This is a genomic window from Clostridium sp. AWRP (genome assembly GCF_004006395.2).
In the GTDB taxonomy this organism is placed as follows: domain Bacteria; phylum Bacillota; class Clostridia; order Clostridiales; family Clostridiaceae; genus Clostridium_B.
This window is the reverse complement of sequence record NZ_CP029758.2, coordinates 2,887,528-2,906,030: the sequence shown is the minus strand read 5'-3', so window position 1 is coordinate 2,906,030 and position 18,503 is coordinate 2,887,528. Positions and strand designations below refer to the sequence as shown.

At 31.8% G+C, this 18,503-nt stretch carries 19 protein-coding genes, 1 pseudogene and 1 riboswitch; of the genes and pseudogenes, 11 read left to right on the top strand and 9 right to left on the bottom strand.

Annotated elements, in window-relative coordinates:
- Positions 1–214 precede the first annotated feature (214 nt).
- Together DMR38_RS13220 and DMR38_RS13215 are read left to right on the top strand one after the other, a co-directional pair.
- A complete protein-coding gene (locus DMR38_RS13220) occupies positions 215–358 on the top strand; it encodes a cyclic lactone autoinducer peptide (RefSeq protein WP_127721762.1) in 144 nt (47 codons plus the stop codon).
- Between the two features lie 95 nt (positions 359–453).
- Positions 454–1,773, top strand: a complete 1,320-nt coding sequence (locus DMR38_RS13215; protein WP_127721761.1) for an ATP-binding protein — start codon at positions 454–456, stop codon at positions 1,771–1,773.
- Positions 1,774–1,832: 59 nt separating this feature from the next.
- Here DMR38_RS13215 and DMR38_RS13210 read toward each other — a convergent pair whose 3' ends face one another.
- Positions 1,833–2,507, bottom strand: coding sequence for a phosphatase PAP2 family protein (locus DMR38_RS13210; protein WP_127721760.1), 675 nt, complete (start codon positions 2,505–2,507; stop codon positions 1,833–1,835).
- Between the two features lie 642 nt (positions 2,508–3,149).
- On the opposite strand from DMR38_RS13210, the gene DMR38_RS13205 reads away from it, so the two are divergent.
- Positions 3,150–3,344 carry a hypothetical protein gene (locus DMR38_RS13205; protein WP_013239402.1) on the top strand — a complete coding sequence of 65 codons (195 nt, stop codon included), beginning with the start codon at positions 3,150–3,152 and terminating at the stop codon, positions 3,342–3,344.
- 290 nt (positions 3,345–3,634) lie between these two features.
- Here DMR38_RS13205 and DMR38_RS13200 read toward each other — a convergent pair whose 3' ends face one another.
- The gene (locus DMR38_RS13200; protein ID WP_127721759.1) at positions 3,635–3,883 is read right to left on the bottom strand and encodes a hypothetical protein; all 249 of its coding nucleotides are present in this window, start codon (positions 3,881–3,883) and stop codon (positions 3,635–3,637) included.
- 135 nt (positions 3,884–4,018) lie between these two features.
- Between DMR38_RS13200 and DMR38_RS21880 the strand changes: the two genes are divergently transcribed.
- Together DMR38_RS21880 and DMR38_RS22325 are read left to right on the top strand one after the other, a co-directional pair.
- Positions 4,019–4,465, top strand: coding sequence for a hypothetical protein (locus tag DMR38_RS21880; RefSeq protein ID WP_175412882.1), 447 nt, complete (start codon positions 4,019–4,021; stop codon positions 4,463–4,465).
- 89 nt (positions 4,466–4,554) lie between these two features.
- Positions 4,555–4,620, top strand: a pseudogene (locus DMR38_RS22325) (hypothetical protein); the annotation flags it as partial.
- A gap of 102 nt (positions 4,621–4,722) precedes the next feature.
- Here DMR38_RS22325 and asrB read toward each other — a convergent pair.
- The 6 genes from asrB to DMR38_RS13165 all read right to left on the bottom strand — a co-directional run bounded on the left by asrB (position 4,723) and on the right by DMR38_RS13165 (position 11,892).
- Positions 4,723–5,511: an anaerobic sulfite reductase subunit AsrB gene (gene asrB / locus DMR38_RS13190; protein ID WP_127721758.1), complete on the bottom strand. Its 789-nt coding sequence runs from the start codon at positions 5,509–5,511 to the stop codon at positions 4,723–4,725.
- Positions 5,511–6,569, bottom strand: a complete 1,059-nt coding sequence (gene asrA, locus DMR38_RS13185; RefSeq protein ID WP_127721757.1) for an anaerobic sulfite reductase subunit AsrA — start codon at positions 6,567–6,569, stop codon at positions 5,511–5,513. Before asrA ends, asrB begins: the two co-directional genes overlap by 1 nt.
- 51 nt (positions 6,570–6,620) lie before the next feature.
- Positions 6,621–7,289, bottom strand: coding sequence for a molecular chaperone TorD family protein (locus DMR38_RS13180; RefSeq protein WP_127721756.1), 669 nt, complete (start codon positions 7,287–7,289; stop codon positions 6,621–6,623).
- Positions 7,290–7,904, bottom strand: a complete 615-nt coding sequence (locus tag DMR38_RS13175) for a 4Fe-4S dicluster domain-containing protein (protein ID WP_127721755.1) — start codon at positions 7,902–7,904, stop codon at positions 7,290–7,292.
- Positions 7,904–10,579, bottom strand: coding sequence for a molybdopterin-dependent oxidoreductase (locus DMR38_RS13170; RefSeq protein ID WP_127721754.1), 2,676 nt, complete (start codon positions 10,577–10,579; stop codon positions 7,904–7,906). The genes DMR38_RS13175 and DMR38_RS13170 overlap by 1 nt, the downstream gene beginning before the upstream one ends.
- Positions 10,580–10,989: 410 nt before the next feature.
- Positions 10,990–11,892, bottom strand: a complete 903-nt coding sequence (locus DMR38_RS13165) for a LysR family transcriptional regulator (protein ID WP_127721753.1) — start codon at positions 11,890–11,892, stop codon at positions 10,990–10,992.
- Positions 11,893–12,047: 155 nt separating this feature from the next.
- Between DMR38_RS13165 and DMR38_RS13160 the strand changes: the two genes are divergently transcribed.
- From DMR38_RS13160 to DMR38_RS13140, 5 genes are all read left to right on the top strand, one after another.
- The gene (locus tag DMR38_RS13160) at positions 12,048–12,548 is read left to right on the top strand and encodes a TspO/MBR family protein (RefSeq protein ID WP_127721752.1); all 501 of its coding nucleotides are present in this window, start codon (positions 12,048–12,050) and stop codon (positions 12,546–12,548) included.
- 231 nt (positions 12,549–12,779) lie between these two features.
- Positions 12,780–12,887: riboswitch (TPP riboswitch) on the top strand.
- 90 nt (positions 12,888–12,977) lie between these two features.
- Positions 12,978–13,637: a thiaminase II gene (gene tenA, locus DMR38_RS13155; protein WP_127721751.1), complete on the top strand. Its 660-nt coding sequence runs from the start codon at positions 12,978–12,980 to the stop codon at positions 13,635–13,637.
- Positions 13,638–13,641: 4 nt separating this feature from the next.
- Positions 13,642–14,394: an ABC transporter ATP-binding protein gene (locus DMR38_RS13150; protein WP_127721750.1), complete on the top strand. Its 753-nt coding sequence runs from the start codon at positions 13,642–13,644 to the stop codon at positions 14,392–14,394.
- Complete coding sequence (locus DMR38_RS13145) at positions 14,391–15,134, top strand: ABC transporter permease (RefSeq protein WP_127721749.1); 744 nt, start codon at positions 14,391–14,393, stop codon at positions 15,132–15,134. Before DMR38_RS13150 ends, DMR38_RS13145 begins: the two co-directional genes overlap by 4 nt.
- Positions 15,131–16,156, top strand: a complete 1,026-nt coding sequence (locus DMR38_RS13140) for an ABC transporter substrate-binding protein (protein ID WP_127721748.1) — start codon at positions 15,131–15,133, stop codon at positions 16,154–16,156. The genes DMR38_RS13145 and DMR38_RS13140 overlap by 4 nt, the downstream gene beginning before the upstream one ends.
- 61 nt (positions 16,157–16,217) lie before the next feature.
- On the opposite strand, the gene DMR38_RS13135 is transcribed toward DMR38_RS13140, so the two are convergent.
- Positions 16,218–17,090 (bottom strand): SDR family oxidoreductase, encoded by an 873-nt coding sequence (locus DMR38_RS13135; RefSeq protein WP_127721747.1) that lies wholly within the window; start codon positions 17,088–17,090, stop codon positions 16,218–16,220.
- Positions 17,091–17,312: 222 nt separating this feature from the next.
- Between DMR38_RS13135 and citG the strand changes: the two genes are divergently transcribed.
- Positions 17,313–18,185 carry a triphosphoribosyl-dephospho-CoA synthase CitG gene (gene citG, locus DMR38_RS13130; RefSeq protein WP_127721746.1) on the top strand — a complete coding sequence of 291 codons (873 nt, stop codon included), beginning with the start codon at positions 17,313–17,315 and terminating at the stop codon, positions 18,183–18,185.
- Positions 18,186–18,503: the final 318 nt, after the last annotated feature.

The window sequence follows — 18,503 nt, the reverse complement described above, 5'->3', positions numbered from 1 at the left end:
TATGAAATAGAGGTTTGCTGTACTAATAGGCCTTATCATATCAAAAAATGGAGCTATGGTTTAACATAGTTCCATTTTTGATGAATCTTACATACCAAATATTTACAAAATAAAAATTATTTTTTTATTTCTATTTTTTTTTGTAATATATAGCAGGAAAATCTAAATTATTGTAGAACTTATAAATTAAAACATTATAGGAGGTATATGAAAAATGAAAAATTTAAAAGAGAGTGTTTTAAAGAAAAGTATGAAAATGGTAGGTTATTTGTCTTTGTTTCTAGCAGCATTAGTTATAACTCCAGCATCATCAGGTTGTGGTCATCAACCAAAATGTCCTGATGAACTTTTAAAGTAATATACTAACTTATGATTTTTTATAAATGTTATGATTAAAAATATTAAATTGTAACGTTTATAAAAAATCAAATTTAAAAACAAAGGGGATAGTATATGATTATTATAAGAGAAATAGCATCAGATACTATAGAAGCTTTACTTATTTTAGGTATTTTTGAAGCGTTATATGATAAGAAAAAATTTGTGATTCAAAATAAAGTTAGGTCAGGACTATTTTGTATACTGTTTATTCTTGGAACTTATTGGAGTACATTTCATATCTCCTTAACTTATCATTCACTTATTCTTGTAATATTTGATATTTTATTACTTGCCTGGGTTACAAAAATAAGAATATTTGATTCTATGGTTATAGTTTGTTTATTTTTTACAATAGTTTTTAGTACAGAATTTTTTATTGAAGTTATTGAAATGTTTGTATATAATGTAGATTTAAATCAAGTCATTTTAGAGTCTAAATATATTGAAATCATGATAGCAATTTCTAAAGTATTACAAGTTTTTATTGCAGCTGTGATTTTTAAATTTAATTCCTATTTTGTTAAACTTAAAATATTTGAAAAAGAGGGGGCTGTTTTTTCTAACTTAATAATTGAATCAGGAGTAGTTACTCTCTTTGCATTTTGTATTAACTTTAGCATTCTTAATATAAAAAATATACAAACCTATAATATCTTAATTTTTACTGTATATTTTATATTTCTAATTTTTAAATTCAAAAATTTAAAAGAAAAACAAACACTTGTAAATATAAATTCTAAGTATAAGGTTAAAGAAAGCCAAATTAAAAATATGGAGGAAATAATTAGCATAATAAGGCAGGAAAAGCATGATTTTGGAAATCATATTAATGTTATACAGGGACTATGTTTGTTAAACAAGCCTAATACTGTTGAAAGAATAAATAACTATGTGTTGAAAATTTCAGATACCGTAAAATCAACTTTTAAATACTTGGATACGGGAAATGATTACATAGACGGATTGCTATCTATCAAAAACAATTATGCTGTGAAAAATAATATAGACTTTGAAGTAATGATTGATGAACCCTTTGATTTGATAAAAATTAGACAGGATGAATTGATAAGCATAATAAGTAACCTGGTAGACAATGCTTTTGAGGCATTTCAATCTAAGTCATATACAGATTATAAGGAGATAGCTGTAAGTACTTTTACAGAACATGAAGATTTTTGTATTGAAGTAGCTGATAATGGGGATGTCATTCCAGAGAACATAAGAAAAAAGATTTTTGATAGAGGGTTTTCCACAAAAACCACTAAGAAAAGTGATCATGGCTTTGGTTTGTATATTATTAAGCAATTAGTTGAAGAAAATAATGGAAGAATATATGTGGAAAGTAGTCCTGAAATCACTAAGTTTTTAGTGAAATTTAAGATAGAAGGATAAATAATGGAACTAACCTAAGGTAGTTCTATTATTTATCTCTGAGAATTATAGGTATCGAATTAGTATTTCCTGTTTTCAATTTTTAAGTTGCCCATTTTTAGTGAAGACATAAATAATTTTGGTATTTGATAAATACATATGTAAATTATTGCAGCAAGAATAACTCCTCCAACAATATCTATGATTGAATGTTGTTTTATAAATACTGTAGAAGCACATATTAATAGTGCAGCTATAAATGATAAATTTTTAATTAAAGTTTTATCTTTTAATTTATAACAGTTAATTAAGCCTATATGAACTCCAATGGAATTACAAACATGAATGCTTGGAAATACATTGTTTGTGCCATCATGGTCATAAATAAAATTAACTAGCCTAGAAAAAATATCATTACCTGGTACACTTGGTCTGGGAAATTGAGAATTTGGATATAGTATAAATATTATAAAGGAAATAGTCATGCTTAATGAAAGAAATAGTTCCATTTTATAGAAATCTATTTTTGATACAAAACCAAGATATACAAAACCGATAGACATATAAGCAAACCAGAAATAATACGCTAAAACGAATTCTTTCACAAAAGGTATTTTAGAATCAAGATAAGAATACATAATATGTTGAGAAACTATAGTTTTTTTTAGATATGCAAACCATAAGGTTAAAAATATAAATATAGTTAACGACAAAAAGTGGTTGTATTTTTTATTTGCCTTTTTATTCTGTTCCATAAACAAAATCCTTTCTCATGTTAAGGTTCAAATTGTGTAAATTAGCCATTTCTTATTTTTATTATAATCCTAAAAGTATTGATAATAAAGAGTTTCCTAAAATATTTCCAACCGGTTTCTAATTTTTAAAATTATAATAAGAGATCTATATAAAGATTTTAGTATAGATGAAGTTAAGAGAAATCATAATCTAGTAGAAAGGCGTGTTAGTAAAAATACAAATATAGTGAACTGATTATTAGAAATTATTCAAGTATATAAATAAGATTTAAAATAGATACATCTTAAAACCTGTACTTTAATGGGTCAATACAGGCTTTGACAGTATTTGTCAAAATATAAATTTATTAATAAAATGATAGCATTAAATAGTAATTTATTCAATAGGTAATAGCATATAATTATATATAGAATCTAGATCAACCCTCAGTTAGGCATATCTTTTTCGATATAATTTAATTGTTTTTAAAATTTCAATAAATTAACAAATTGTTATTCTTTAATTTACCATAATTATGGTTTAATGTGATATAATGTATTTAGTAGCAATAAATTATGTTATGCAAATTACCTCCTCCCGTAATTGCTATATGAGTGGATTGCAGGTATAATGGGTTGACACAATGGGAGGAGGTAATATGAATGAGCTTTTTCTTTTTGTGCATTATAGTGCTTTCCATAACTGAAGTATCGAGTTTGTGTATTTTATCAGTATTTTGTTATAAACAAGATAAAATTAAAATGTTTTTTGAAAGCAAGACAAGTGTTTCAAAAGATAAAGTTTTAAATGATGTTAGGGTCGATGTAGATAAACCTAAAAAAGAAAATAGCAAGTAGCTTCGGCTAAAAGCTACTTGCTCATATAAGTTTTTTCATGCATGACATAGTTTTGTGAATGTATACAGCTTCCTGTAATCCACTCACCCTACATATTTACTATTATATTACAAACTAGGTGAAAAATACACTATATAATTAAAATTTGTGTTATATTTTTATTATTTAAATTTACAACATGAACATCTCCTAATTATTTTAGTTATTTTAAAATATTAAATGTATTGATGACATTAAAAAGGAAGCTCCGGAAATCCGGAGCTTTTTCAATTTCTACATTAATGTATGGATTATAATTGTTCTACATATTTCTTGGCATCCCTTAAATTAAGATGCAAATCATGTTTAGCTTCTTTAATTGCTCTAATTTTTTTGCCCTGAGATAGAAGCAACCTTAATTTATCATCAATATCAGAATCGTTATCTGATATTATAATCATATTTTCTGAGTTAGATTTTTTCCTTACCTTATGGATAACATGAACTAAAGCTCCAGCTGAAAGTAATCCAATTGCAAATAATTTTGTTTTATTTTTCATTATGAACCTCCCCTAAATATGTAATATTTTTTATAGTATACCATATATAAGTTAGAAATTTGTATATAAAAATAAATTTCTAATTTGTATTGTTAAAAAAATGATTTTGCAGGGGACTATAATATAACAGTGTATATGAAAAATTCACTTTCAACAAAGGATTATGATGGCATGAAAACTATGGCTGCTAAAGTGTATGCTCAACCTACTATGACTTATACTGGTTCACCAAATTTTATCTTTATTGGAGGTACTGTGAATTATACTATAAGTGAAGTAAATGGTTCTGGCAGCGCACAATATAGATTTGTGGTTATGAATGGAAGCAGCATAGCAGCTGATAGTGGTTATTTAAGTTCAAATACTTTTAGTTTTAAACCTGCAGTTGCAGGAAGTTATCAAGTAATAGGATACCTTAAGGATTCACTATCCGAAAAAGCCTTTGATGTTCAAGGTACCTTAAATTTAAATGTATATAATCCTCAAATCAAAAATTTAGATGTAAGTGGATACTTTTATGTAGGAACTGCATTAAGTTTTTATGCTAACAGCACAGGTGTAAGTCCTTCAGGGATGGGTTAAGTACAAAGAGCTATGATAGTATAAAGCAGTTTAATATTACAATAAATAGTAAGCCTTTGTATATTGCTACATTGCCTTTAAGTTTAGGAATGAGAAGTAATGATGTAGCAGCACTGCAGAATGTTTTAATAAAATTGGGATACAGTATTTCTAGTGCCACAGGATATTTTGAAAGCCAAACTAACAATGCAGTAATAGCTTTTAATGAAAACAGGAACTTTGATATTTATTCAAGGTTCCTGTTTTCAAGTTGTCATTTAGTCCAGCAAGTCTTTGGCTTTGGTATAATTAAAAATAGGTCCTTCAAGGCAAACGTAAGTTTCATTTATCTTACAGTGGCCGCATTTACCTACTGCACAAGACATTTTTCTTTCAAATGATACCCATATTTTAGAATCTTCAACACCATTTACAAGTAACTCCCTACCTGCAAAATGCATCATTATTGGAGGACCAACCATAATTACATTGTAGTCTCTAAAGCTGCTAAATGGGATTTTTTTGATGTGTGCAGTGACCATTCCAGTTTCAAATCCCTCTGCTTTATCATTGTCTAAGGTGCAGATCATATTGAATTTAGACTTGAATTTTTTAAGATCATAGTCAAATAAAACGCAGTTTATATCTTTGAAACCTATAATCACATTAACTGATTTGATCTCATCCGGGTGATCATAAAAATAGTTCAAAAGAGTTCTAACTGGAGCTAGACCTGTTCCACCAGCAATTACTATCAAATCCTTGTTCTTGAATTTATCTATCGGCCAGGAGTTTCCATAAGGTCCTCTCATAAACAACATATTTCCAGGCTTTAGAGCAAAAAGACCATTGGTAAGTCGTCCTACTTTTCGTATAGTGAACTCAATCCAGCCATTTCCTTTGCCACTTACAGATATTGGAGCTTCACCTACTTTGGGGATTGATAGTTGAAAAAATTGGCCGTGTTTGGTTTCAACGTCACACTCTACCCTGAAGGTGTATTCTGCATTAGTTTCATGTATGATATTTAGAATTTTATGTGGTGACGGTAGTGTGATATTTTTCATTATTTAGTCACCTCCGTAGATGATTTTTTCTCATTTGATATTTTTGCTGCTTCTTCACTCAATTTGCTTATAGTATCAGAGAATGAAATCTCTTGAGGGCATCGTTTAATGCAGCGGCCACATCCCACACACATATGTTCATCTCCACCAAAGCGTGAATTGTAATCATAGACCTTGTGTAAGGTTTTAAATCGCATCCTTTCACCAGCTGTATTTCTAACACCATGTCCACCAGCCATAATTGTGAAATCTTCAAGCATACAGGATGACCATACTCTTCTTCTCTCTCCGTTAAGGCTGGTTTCATTATATATTATGTCTCTGGTATCGAAACAGCTGCATGTTATGCAGACTGTATTGCAAGCACCACAACTTAAACACTTATCATTGAAGTCTTTCCAAAATTCTAAGTTGTACACTTTTTTCAAAGTGTTAGTGCTATCGATTTTTGGTAATTTAACTTTTTTTTGATTGTTTTGAACGAACTCAGGAGTAAAGTTCCTTGAAGTTTCGCCGTCAAAGTATTTTTTGAATTCATTATCTTTGATTTCTACTAGTAAGCCATTTTGCTCGAACCTTACTGCGGCACTGTAATTGTCAGTTTGATTTGAACCCATGGACACACAGAAGCAATTATCAAACTCTTCCCGGCATTCCAACATAAAGATTTTTAATTTATTACGCAGCCGTTTATAATAGTTATCCTCCTGATTACCATTTTTAAGGAAAATGGTGTCTAATCTCTTAATGCCGTTAATATCACAAGGACGTGCAAAGAGAATGATATCTTTACTATTATCAATGCTACTTTCTTTACAATTATCTTCAGTAAAATAAAGAAGCGTCTGACTAATAGGATAAAAGACTTCCTTTGGTGAAAAATCGGATTTTTCATCATAAACGATCTCTGATACCGAATTAATTTCATCGTAACGTATTAAGTCGGTATTAGGCTTCCAACCGCGGTTTTTAAAACGCTTTGGAGCATAAATTTTATATTCCTTTTTTAGTTCATTGATTATTTGATTCATTCTTTCCGAACTTACATAGTAACCCAATGATTAATCCTCCTATCTTTCTATAAATTCTTTTATAACACATATTTATATTCAATCTGTCAAACTTTTCAAAATTGCATAATCCAATTCCAAGTAGCTATCAGTGATTTTTCCAATCCCTTTATAAAATTTTGTATCAGCATATCTTTCTATATCAGAACAAAATCTAGGAACCCAATTCAACAGATGCTTACTTAGAAAATCCATCTGCTCTTTTATACAGGACAGGAATTTTGATTCATCCTGTGTGCCTAAAATGTATTGTGTCTCATGGCATAGAAAAGCCATAAATTCCAGTTCTAAAGATATATGGTCTTCATAAAATTCAGACCCTTCATCATCATTTTTTTTAAGACCTTTTGCGGCATATATCGACTTTACTTGATCATAAGCATCCTGCATAATAATCTTTTTTTTACTAGTATATACTGATTCGTATGGGAAGGCAGCAGAGCCGTCTGCTATACCTGCAGCAAGAAAAATTTTTGCATAGTCGCTGGCTAGGTCGGTAATTGGATCACTGCTGCAATTATCAAGATATTCTCTAAGTATCCGGTATCCTTCACTGAGTTTAGTTTGGCAGCACTCTACAGGAAAGTTCATAGCTTTCATTTGTGTAAGTAACGGTTCATCTATTTCTATTTTATAAAGACGTATCAAAAAACGATATAGATTCTCACGGCTTTTCATAAGCTTCAAGGAATCTGATTTTCTATCCACCTATCTTTTCCTCCCATCTTGTTCGTTACACTCCTGTGGAATAACATCAATCCATTTGTCACGGCGCAAAATGTATCGAACAGAAGGATGATTACCAAAATCACGAAGACTGTATACATTTTCACTCCCAGCTTCTTTTAGTGCTATTGATACATCGCTATTAGGATCGTTGATATCACCGAAATATAGGGCTCTGCTGGAACAAGTTTTTACACATGCAGGTTTTTCACCATTTTGTGTTAAATGAGAGCAAAGAGTACATTTATCCATTACCTTCATTTCGTTGTTGAAGTTGTTTATTTCGTAAGGGCAGGCTCTATGACAGCTTTTACAACCAATACATTTTTCTTTGTCAATAACAATAACACCGTCCTCACTGCGTTTATAACATGCCCCTGTAGGACAGACTTTGACACAAGCAGGATCCTCACATTGCTGACACATCACTGGTAAAAAATACATTTGTATATCTGGATATGTTCCAGTGGGGCCTATGGTCAATAATTTGTTCCTTGAGGAGCCGAGAGCAACTCCATTCTCCATTTTACACGCTACCTTGCAGCCATAGCAGCCAATACATTTATCTACATCAATTACCAAAATATTCTGTTTCATTACTTAACCACCTCCGTAGGATCAGATGGCTGAGGAAGCCATGCCTTAAACTGCTCAGGTTTTGTCCAGACACCTTTTGGTGGACCATCATCGGCTCTTGAAATTTTCACAAGATAGCCTCTTAAAGTGTACGTACCAACAACATCATTAAATGGAGCAGTTGATTTTGAAAGTACATTGACGTTCATTTCACGCCATCCTTCGGTCTCAGTATGATAATTTTCGGGGAAAGTAAAACGCTCCATGTATACGGTTCCGGGATTTATGCCTTTTGTTACATTAGCTTTTGCTTTAATTTTACCCCTTAGAGATTCTACCCATACCCAGTCTCCATGGGAAATACCATAAGTTTTTGCAGCTGTAGGGTGAATCCATATTTCAGGCACAGGATACATCTCCCTTAACCATGGGACATTTCTTAATGTATTATGATGATAAAAAGGAATTCGTCCATTGGTCATAACTAAAGGATACTCTTTAGCCAGTTCACTGCCTTCAAGAGGACTTTCAGAAGGCTCTAAGTAGTATGGCAGTGGATCGTAGTCTTTTGAAGCAGGAGGTAATTTATATGTTGAATAAGGCATTCCTGTTCTTCCTAAAGTAATAAGGCTTTCCAAGTAAATTTCAATTTTCTTAGAAGGTGTATCAAATCCTCTTGCCTTACCTGTCTTTGGATCGATCTGTTTGTAAACATAGTACTGTTTCCACTCATTTTTAGGCAAGAATTCAAAAGGAGCTTTTTTCTTGAATTCATCCCATGTCATATCAAAAACACTTGTACAACGATTAAGAAGCTCTTCCATGCTATCCCAGTAAGGAAGATCAGCACCCATATATTCTTCATCAAATGATTTCTTACAGCTTTCATGTCCAAGTTCTGCACAGCGTTTTGCCAGCTTTGACCAAAACAACGTTTCATCCATGGTTTTCCATAGGTGTGTAACAGCTTGTCTAGCAAAGACTTTATTACATGATTCTACAGGCATATCTGTTTCTAGCCATTCTGATGCGGGGAGGAGTAGATCTGCATAGTTAGAGAATGAAGTAGGATACATGTACATATGTACAATAAAGTCCATTTCTTTAAGAGCAGGAACCCATGATGCACTCTCAGCAACAGCACCTAACTTATTACCGGATCGTTCAATCCATACTCTTGGTTTATAAGGTTTTCCGGTAATAATTGCATCCCTAACACTGGAAGGTTGAGCTGCCCACCACTGAAGAAGCCCTTTGTATTCGGTACCACCCAGACGCTTTTTTAGTTGTTCTTCAGGAAGCATTTTCTGGGCAGGTGGGACTATATACGTTAAAACAGGTGTAGCACCACTTGTTGCAAAACGCTGCATCAACGTTCCAGGTTTTTCAATATTACCCATTAGTGCATTTAGGTTAACTGCTGCCATAGCTGCTTGTACTGAGTTAGGGCTTTGGTCGGTAGCAACACCTAGGTTAAGACCTGAAGGGGAATTTTGTGTGTATAAATTAATAGCTTCTTCAATTTTGTTTACATCAAGCCAACAGGTTTTTGCTGCCTTTTCAAGAGTATAAGGTTCAACCCTCTCCTTTAAAAGCTGAAAACCAGTTTTACATTCAATTCCGTTCACCATGAAAGTTCCTTCGAGCGCAGGAGCTAGGTTATCATTCCAAGGATAGGTAAGTGGCTTAGCTGAGTTAGTTTTTGTATCCCACACCATAAAGGTATCGGGGATTTTGTGGTTATTACTTTTATCAGCACGCAATAACATCTTAGTTTTGACGTCTACAAGGTAGGGCAGATTTGTCCATTTCATGACAAAATCTTCATCGTAAAGTTTTTTATCGATAATGTAGCGTGTCCAAGCCAACATGAGTGCCACATCGCTTCCAGGCCTTATAGGTAACCAAACATCAGCCTTGGCTGCATCTGGAGTCATACGAGGGTCGATTACAACGGTTTTTACTCCATTGGCACGAAGGTCTGCAACGGCGCCTCCGCCCATTGCAGGACTGGAGTATGAAGGAGCGGATCCCCACATGACTAGACATTTGATTGGTGTCTCATCGGAATCGTAAATTTCTAGACAGTTTGAATCGGCGATACTGTAGTCCGAACCGCCATACATCAGACCATTGGCTAATGTACGTGGTAGATAACATTGAGCACAACCAGGCTCAAACCAGTTAGGAGTACCAAATACATTACAAAATCTAGAAATACTCCAAAACTCAGGGTTTCCACCTCCTCCAGTAGAGCATATTACAGCTTCTGCCCCATATTTTTCACGGGTTTCCATGAGCTTATTGGCAAGAATGTCAATAGCTTCATCCCAAGAAATACGCTTCCATTTATTTTCACCTCGTTTGCCAACTCTCAGCATTGGATACTTATTACGATTTGGATTATAAAGAGCTTGTATGCCTGAGAGTCCTTTGGCGCACATTGATCCTTTGTTCATTGGATTCTCAGGATCGCCTTCAAGCTTGATTACTTTCCCATTCTTAACATGGGCAATAACACCACAATTGGAAATACATGCTCTACAACATGTTCTGACGATTTTAGCCGTAGATGATGCATCATCCTGTACTGACTCACTTTTTACTAATCCATTTGAGCCGTTAATAGCTGATGTAATTCCTGTTATGTTTGTTGCACTAAGAAAATCGTTCGTATTCGTTTTTTGATTTTCCATTTGTTTACCTCCTTTACTACTAATAGGCTTAGATAATTATGTGCATATTTTGTGAATAAATTAATTATCTAATTTTAAGATACCATCTTATATACTAGCTTTCCAATTCAAAAAAAGCTGATTGCTTATTCCAAAAATGAATAATTGACTTTATAGTTCATATTTTTCTTAACTGTATTGTACAGGTAATTCATGTAAAATGGTTTGCTGTAAAATAAAGGAAATCACTGAACGGAACTCATATTGGATTTGAATAAAGTAACAGCAAGTTCATTTGCTATTTTTGATATTTAAACTTGCTGTTATGGAGAGTGCAATTAAATTTTAGATTGTGTATAAATTATTTAACTCCAATTTAGATATGATTAATAATATGCATCAGGGAGGACACAGGATTTTATAGAGAACTTCTAAGATTTATTTTTGTTATTTGCCATTTTAGCTATTAACATATTGACTAGTTCGTTAATCTTAGGATTCTTTTGACTATGTTTATTAATAAATGCACCTAGTGTAATTGAAATACTAGGTGAAAATGGTATTAAAACAACATTATTAAATGATGAATTACTTGCTAGTTTACGTGTTGTTAAAGCAGCACCATAGTTAGCTTCTACACCACTCAAAATAGTTTCAGGTCTTCCTCTAAATATAATATCTGGAGCAATATCATGTTGTTCAAAAAAAGCCATACATAAGTTAGATATACATGTATAGGGTTCCATTAACATAAGAGAAGAATTTTTTAATTGTTCTGGAAAAATAAAATGTAATTTTGCTAAAGGAGTATCTTTGTGAACAGCTAAAACAAGTTCATCTTCAGCAGCAGGAATAAAAAGAATTTTACTATTATCTGGATTTTCTCCATACCAATAAGTTAGTGCTATATCAAAACTATTATTTTGCAATCTATGAAATAGTCGTGGTTCTTCTAGTTCTACTAGATTGATTAGAAAAGAAGGATTCTCTAGTTCAAAGCGACTCATTGGAATATATAAATTAAAATTACCGATAATAGGCAAAGACAGTACTGTTATTCTATCTTTATAACCAGGCTGTAGTTTTTTGGACATATATGTTAAACGATAAATCTCGTCTAATGTATGCCTAGCTTGGGGTAATAATCGTTTCCCTTCAATAGTTAATTTTACACGTCTATGTTTACGATTAAAGAGTTGAACACCTAATTCACGTTCTAATGCTTGTATTTGTTTACTAACAGAAGATTGAGCAATATTTAGCTCTAAGGCAGTTTCCATATAACTGCCAGTATCTACTACAGTTATAAAATATTTTAATTGTTCTTCTGTCATTTTACCTCACCTATTCTGTTTTTTAATTAATTATATAATAACTTGAAATTGATTACAAGCATCATTTTTGCATAGGATTCTTTCGATTAATAGATATTATATTTTCAGAATAAAAGTCTTTCCTTTAAAATATAATAGCAGTAGGAGGTGAATTTATGTTTTGTAACGTATTTAAGGTAAATGGAGAAAAGCATATTGGAAAACTTATTATAAGTATTGTAATTGCAGAAGGAGTCGGAGCTATTAGTGCTTTTCTAGGAATGTCTAACCGAGAAATGTACAGTCAGCTTGTTAAACCTGTGTTTTCACCGCCTGGCTGGATATTTCCTATAGTGTGGATTATTTTATTTTTTCTTATGGGTACAGCTGCATATAGAATATGGATTAAAGGAAAGCAGGGAGAAGATGTTAAGAGGGTGCTGGCGCTGTATGTTGTCCAACTGGTATTAAATTTTATGTGGACAATTATATTTTTTAGATTTCAGTTATATGGTTTAGCTTTTCTAGAACTGATGATTTTGTTAGTATTTATTTTAATGACGACTTTTGAGTTTAGTAAAATTGATAAAACAGCAGCTTATTTAATGATACCATACATACTTTGGGTGTCATTTGCAGGCATATTAAATTATGCAATATGGATGCTAAATAAATGACATATATAATTAGGTATTGTTGTGAGAATATTTGAGATTTTGCATATTCACTCTTGAATGTTAAAATTAACTATTTTACGTTCAGAAGTGAATTTTTGTTTTTAAAGATATGTATAAAAGAATTAAACTTTGATATAATATGTGTTTAAATTTGCCTTTTTAGCATGTTGACCAATTTTTGTTATTGTAGTAACATAGAAATTGGATAGATAATGTAAAAATTAAATAAAATTAGTATCCCAGGGGGGCTGGTGTTACCGGCTGAGAGTAAGAATATAATTCTTAGACCCTATACCTGATCTGGTTAATGCCAGCGTAGGAAGAGGTTTTTATGTAATTGATAAATAAAGGTACAAGCTTCCTAAGAGGTTTGTACCTTTTATTTTTAATTAATAATGTGTATGTCAGATGAAAAAGGAGTAATTTATTATGAAAACGTCTATGAAATTATACGAAAGTGTAAAAGATATATGGGATTCTTACTATGAACATCCATTTGTAAAGCAAATAGGAAAGGGAAACTTGGAAATAGATAGATTCAAGTTTTATATGATTCAAGATTACATATATCTTTTGGATTATGCAAAAGTGTATGCCTTAGGGGTGGTAAAATCCAGTGAAGAAAGTATAATGCAGGGATTCTCAAAGATGGTGGACAATATATTAAATGGAGAAATGAATATTCATAGGCATTATATGAAAAAAATAGGCATTAAAAAAGAAGAAATAGAAAATGCTAAAGCTTCTATTGAAAATATTTCATATACAAGCTATATGCTGTCTGTGGCTCAAATGGGAGATTTAATGGATTTAACTACTTCTCTTTTAGCTTGTATGTGGAGTTATTATTTAATTGGTAAAAAATTGAGTAAAATAGATGGGGCACTGGACAATGAGTTTTATGGACAGTGGATAAAAGGATATATATCTAGTGATTATGAAAAGGAGACTAGGTGGGTGATAGATTTGTTAGATTATTTGACAGAAAATATATCGAAAAAGAAATTTAGCAGGTTAAAGGAAATATTTATAAATACAAGCAAGTATGAATATATGTTCTGGGACATGGCTTATAACAAGGGGATGTGAAATCATGCTGAAATTTAAAAATGTAAGTTTCAAATACGAGGAAGATCCTGATTTTATTATAAAAAATCTCGATTTTGATGTAGGTAAAGGGGAATTTATAAGTATAGTAGGTCCCAGCGGATGTGGAAAAAGTACTGTATTTAGACTTATTTGTAAGCTGGAAAAGGCTTTTGGGGGAGATATAATTTTAAAAGATAAAAATATAAATGATTTAAAAGGTTACATAGGATACATGCCGCAAAATGATCTCCTTATACCCTGGCGAACTATACTTCAAAATGTATATCTTCCCCTTGAAGTTAAAGGTGAAAATTTAAAAAAGGCACAGGTTCAGGCAGAAAAAATGCTAACAGATTTTGGACTTGAAAAATATAAAAATAAATATCCAAAGGATTTATCAGGAGGTATGCGGCAAAGGGCGTCTTTTGCAAGAACTCTGCTTACGGGAGCAGAGGTGCTGCTTTTGGATGAACCGTTTAGTGCATTAGATGCTATAACAAGAGTTTCTATGCAGGAATGGCTCATTGATAAATGGCTAGCTTTAGATAAAACTATATTATTTATAACCCATGATGTAGAAGAAGCTCTTTTTTTATCAACTAAGATATTTGTTACATCAGAAACTCCAATAAGAAAATTTAAAGAAATAAAAGTGCCTCTCAACTATCCAAGGACTAGAAGTATGATAGATACACCTCCTATATTAAAGATAAAAGAGGAACTTATAAGTGAACTAAAAAAGGGGGTTAAGCTGTGAAAAGGTATAGATCATCCATAATAGTTGCTGTATTGTTTTTTGCAATATGGCAGGCTCTAGCAATGTATATAGATGCAATGTATATACTGCCTTCTCCTACTGCCATTTTAGAAAAAATATGGGAACTTAAAGATGTTTTATTTTTAGTACATCTTCCTGCTACTCTTTTGATTACTATTGAGGGACTTTTTATATCTATAGTGCTTGGGGTAGTGATTGCTGTGGCTATGAATATAAGTGAAAGAATACAAAGAGCTCTCTATCCAATTGTAATTGTAACCCAAACAGTTCCAATTACTGCACTTGCACCTATATTCATACTTTGGTTTGGATACGGTATATGGAGTAAGGTACTTGTAACGGTACTTATAACATTTTTCCCTATAACTATAAATGTATATGACGGACTTCGTTCTACAAGAAAAGATATGGAAGAACTTTTAATTACCTATGGTGCTAGCAAAAAAGATATATTTATGAAGTTAAAGTTTCCGGCTTCACTCCCTTACTTTTTTTCTGCACTTAAAATGGCAGTACCTTTAAGTGTAGTGGGGGCAGCTGTAAGTGAGTGGCTTGGAGCAGAAGCAGGCCTTGGATATTTTAGTAAGAGAATGATGACACAAATGGATGGGGCAGGAGTGTTTGCACCTATTGTCATATTATCACTAGCTGCTCTAATTTTAGTGGAAATATTAAATGTTTTAGAAAACAAAATAGTAAAATGGAGGAATGAAGTATGAAAAAAAATAAATATTTATCTTTTGTAATGGCATTCTTATTGATAGCTGTTATGTTAGTAGGATGTGGAAATAGTAGTGATTCATCGAAAGGTAAGGATGGCAAGTTAGAAAATGTGGATTTAGTACTTGATTGGTATCCAAATGCAATACACAGTTTTATATATGCTGCTATTAAAAATGGATATTATAAGGAAGAAGGACTTAATGTAAACATTAAATTTCCATCAGATACTACAGATCCCCTTTCACTTCCAGCAGCGGGAAAAGCTACTATTGGAATATACTATCAACCGGATATTGTAATTGCAAGAGCAAATCAGGGTGTTCCTGTAAAATCTATAGGAGCTATTGTACATACACCGCTTAATGTAATAATAGCTTTAAAGGAAAAAAATATAAATTCACCGAAAGATCTTCAAGGAAAGACTGTAGGTTATTCGGGGAATTCTTTAAATGTTCAATATGTAAAAACTATGGTAAAAAAAGAAGGTGGAGATCCAAATTCTGTTAAAATGGTTGATGTAGGATTTGATTTATTATCTTCTATGGTAACTAAAAAAGTAGATGCAACTACAGGAGGACTTATAAATCATGAGGTTCCAGTACTTCAAAATGAAGGACATCCTGTAAATTATTTTGATCCTGCAAAGTATGGAGTGCCAAATTATTATGAAGAAGTATTTGTAACTAGTGACAAAACTCTTAAGGAAAAACCTGAAGTACTTAAAAAGTTTATGAAGGCATCTCAAAAGGGATTCGAATATACTAAGAAAAATCCTAAGGCAGCTTTAAAAATACTTATGGACAACCAAAAAAAGGATAGCTTCCCTCTAGTACAAGCAGTAGAGGAAAAAAGTATGAATATACTTCTTCCTAAGATGGAGTCAAATGGTGAGCCTTTCTTGAATCAGGATAAAAGTGTTTGGCAGAACAATATAGATTGGTTAAAAAAACAAGGACTTTTAAAGAAAGATATAAAACCAGAAGATCTTTATGTAAATATTTTGGACAATAGTAAGTAAGATTAATAAAATCACAGTCTTAGAAATATAATATCCTAAAACTGTGATTTTATTAACTTTGTTAAGAATACATATGGATTGTTTGTCCTGACATATAACTTGATTCGTTGGAAGCTAAGAATACATAGGCTGGAGCAACTTCAAATGGCTGGGCAGCTCTTCCCATTGGTGTTTTTGAACCCCAAACGGCAACTTTATCTGCAGGTAATCCTGCTGGAATTAGAGGTGTCCAGGTTTCACCTGGGGCTACACCATTTACACGTATACCTTTTGAAATTAAACTGCGGGCTAAATTTATAGTGAAATTGGCAACAGCAGCTTTTGAAGCCTCATATTCTAGGGATATTCCATAAGGAGGATTGAAAGCAACTAGTGAAGAAGTATTGATGATAGAACTGCCTGGTTTCATATAAGGTAAAGCTGCTTTGGTTAAATAAAAATAGGAAAATACATTTATACGAAAAGTCCACTCTAATTGCTTGCTAGATACTTCTTCTATAGAATTATTGTAATAAAGTACTGCAGCATTATTTACAAGAATATCTAATTTACCAAAATGATTTATAACTTCTTGAATTATAATTTTACTATTTTCTTCGACCCCTATGTTGATTGGAATGGTTAAACATCTTCGCCCCAATTTTTCTATTTTAGATTTTGTTTCTTCTGCATCCACATGTTCATTTAGATAGACAATGGCAATATCAGCCCCTTCTTTTGCATAAGCACATGCTACAGCACGCCCGATGCCGCTGTCTCCTCCTGTTATTAAAGCTACTTTGTTTAATAATCTTTTTCCTGTTTGATATTGTGCACATAATGGTGGTTCGAAAATTGGTCTAGGTGTCATAATATATTCAATACCAGGTTGATGTGGCTGGTGTTGAGGTGGAAAAAAGCGCGGGAATTTGCATCTAATGTGATTTGAATGCATATAATAGTTCCTCCAATATTGTAAAGTACTTCTATATAATATATGAATTTCAAAAATATGTGTGATTGTAAACCACAATTTTTGAAACAGTGTAAACTTTTAGAAGTATAGGTCTTATAGCATTTTATCTGTAACTATGATAAAATATATTTCGTATTTTGTACGGTTAAAAAAGTTATATATATTAGCTATAGGATAAAAATAATATATGGAGAAAACAAAATGAAAAATGAAAAGATGTTTCAGATAAACGAAATTTCTATGATAATTGGAGGTTTCGCAGTACAAGCTATGATTTATGAAGTTTCTTGTTACCCTAGTCCTGGTCTGGTGTCACCTGTGTCCTGTGGTGCTCATAAGGATATGAACTTTTTTACTTTTATAGACAGCACTTCTGTTTTAAGCAGATATATGACTATGTTTGTTCAAGAAGGACTTTCAGATAAATCCTATAAAGAACTATTTAATAGTATTAGAAATTTAGGAATGGAAGCTGAAAAAGATATGTTTATTAAGACAAAAGAAGTTAATACCCACAAAGGAATGCTATTTTTAATGGGTGTTACCTGTGCAGCTGTAGGAAAAGCCATTTATGAGGGGAAAAAATTTGGTAAAATTAGAAGCATTATAAAACAAATGACAAAGGGTATAGTTTCAAAGGAACTTTTTACTTTAAAAGATAGTACAAATTTAAGTCATGGAGAAAAATTATTTATTAAATATAAAACAGAAGGTGTACGGGGAGAAGTAGAGAGAGGATTACCTACAGTTTTTGATTTTTCCCTGGATTTTTATAAGAAAAATGTGGATTTAAATACTAATGATAGATTGGTACATACTCTTATTGGAATAATGCAAATTTGTGATGATTCAACTATAATATACAGGCATTCGCCTGAAGTTTTAGAGGAAGTTAAAGAAAAAGCTAGGGAAGTACTTTCAGCTGGAGGAATGAGGATTAGTGAAGGAAGAAAAAAAATAAATGATCTCTGCAATGAATTCATAGAGAAAAACGTAAGCCCAGGAGGAAGTGCAGATTTATTAGGGGTAACTGTGTTTTTATATTTAGTAGAAGAATATATGAAAAGTTTATAGAAGTAAGTGATAAGGTAGCTGCATAAATTTATGTTTTATGCAGCTACCTTATTTGTTTTTATATAAAATTTTTATAAAAATAGGAGTATTTTTATTACTTCCATACTGGAATTTAATGTTAAAACATATATTAATAAATGTTAATATACTTAACATTTGTTGAAAGAAATGTTTCTAAAAAGAAGACTATAAGACTATTTTAAAGCCTGAATACGATTATAAGAAGAAAAATGCAAGAATTTATTTAAATAAATGTTTAGTTTTGTTACAAATGTTTTGACAAAACTAAATAAGTTTGCTATTATATTAGTAAATTAA

Coding starts and splice junctions, on each gene's coding strand:
- DMR38_RS13220 (WP_127721762.1), top strand. CDS start 215: ATGAAAAATTTAAAAGAGAGTGTTTTAAAGAAAAGTATGAAAATGGTA.
- DMR38_RS13215 (WP_127721761.1), top strand. CDS start 454: ATGATTATTATAAGAGAAATAGCATCAGATACTATAGAAGCTTTACTT.
- DMR38_RS13210 (WP_127721760.1), bottom strand. CDS start 2,507: ATGGAACAGAATAAAAAGGCAAATAAAAAATACAACCACTTTTTGTCG.
- DMR38_RS13205 (WP_013239402.1), top strand. CDS start 3,150: ATGAGCTTTTTCTTTTTGTGCATTATAGTGCTTTCCATAACTGAAGTA.
- DMR38_RS13200 (WP_127721759.1), bottom strand. CDS start 3,883: ATGAAAAATAAAACAAAATTATTTGCAATTGGATTACTTTCAGCTGGA.
- DMR38_RS21880 (WP_175412882.1), top strand. CDS start 4,019: ATGAAAAATTCACTTTCAACAAAGGATTATGATGGCATGAAAACTATG.
- asrB (WP_127721758.1), bottom strand. CDS start 5,511: ATGAAAAATATCACACTACCGTCACCACATAAAATTCTAAATATCATA.
- DMR38_RS13175 (WP_127721755.1), bottom strand. CDS start 7,904: ATGAAACAGAATATTTTGGTAATTGATGTAGATAAATGTATTGGCTGC.
- DMR38_RS13170 (WP_127721754.1), bottom strand. CDS start 10,579: ATGGAAAATCAAAAAACGAATACGAACGATTTTCTTAGTGCAACAAAC.
- DMR38_RS13165 (WP_127721753.1), bottom strand. CDS start 11,892: ATGACAGAAGAACAATTAAAATATTTTATAACTGTAGTAGATACTGGC.
- DMR38_RS13160 (WP_127721752.1), top strand. CDS start 12,048: ATGTTTTGTAACGTATTTAAGGTAAATGGAGAAAAGCATATTGGAAAA.
- tenA (WP_127721751.1), top strand. CDS start 12,978: ATGAAAACGTCTATGAAATTATACGAAAGTGTAAAAGATATATGGGAT.
- DMR38_RS13150 (WP_127721750.1), top strand. CDS start 13,642: ATGCTGAAATTTAAAAATGTAAGTTTCAAATACGAGGAAGATCCTGAT.
- DMR38_RS13140 (WP_127721748.1), top strand. CDS start 15,131: ATGAAAAAAAATAAATATTTATCTTTTGTAATGGCATTCTTATTGATA.
- DMR38_RS13135 (WP_127721747.1), bottom strand. CDS start 17,090: ATGCATTCAAATCACATTAGATGCAAATTCCCGCGCTTTTTTCCACCT.
- citG (WP_127721746.1), top strand. CDS start 17,313: ATGAAAAATGAAAAGATGTTTCAGATAAACGAAATTTCTATGATAATT.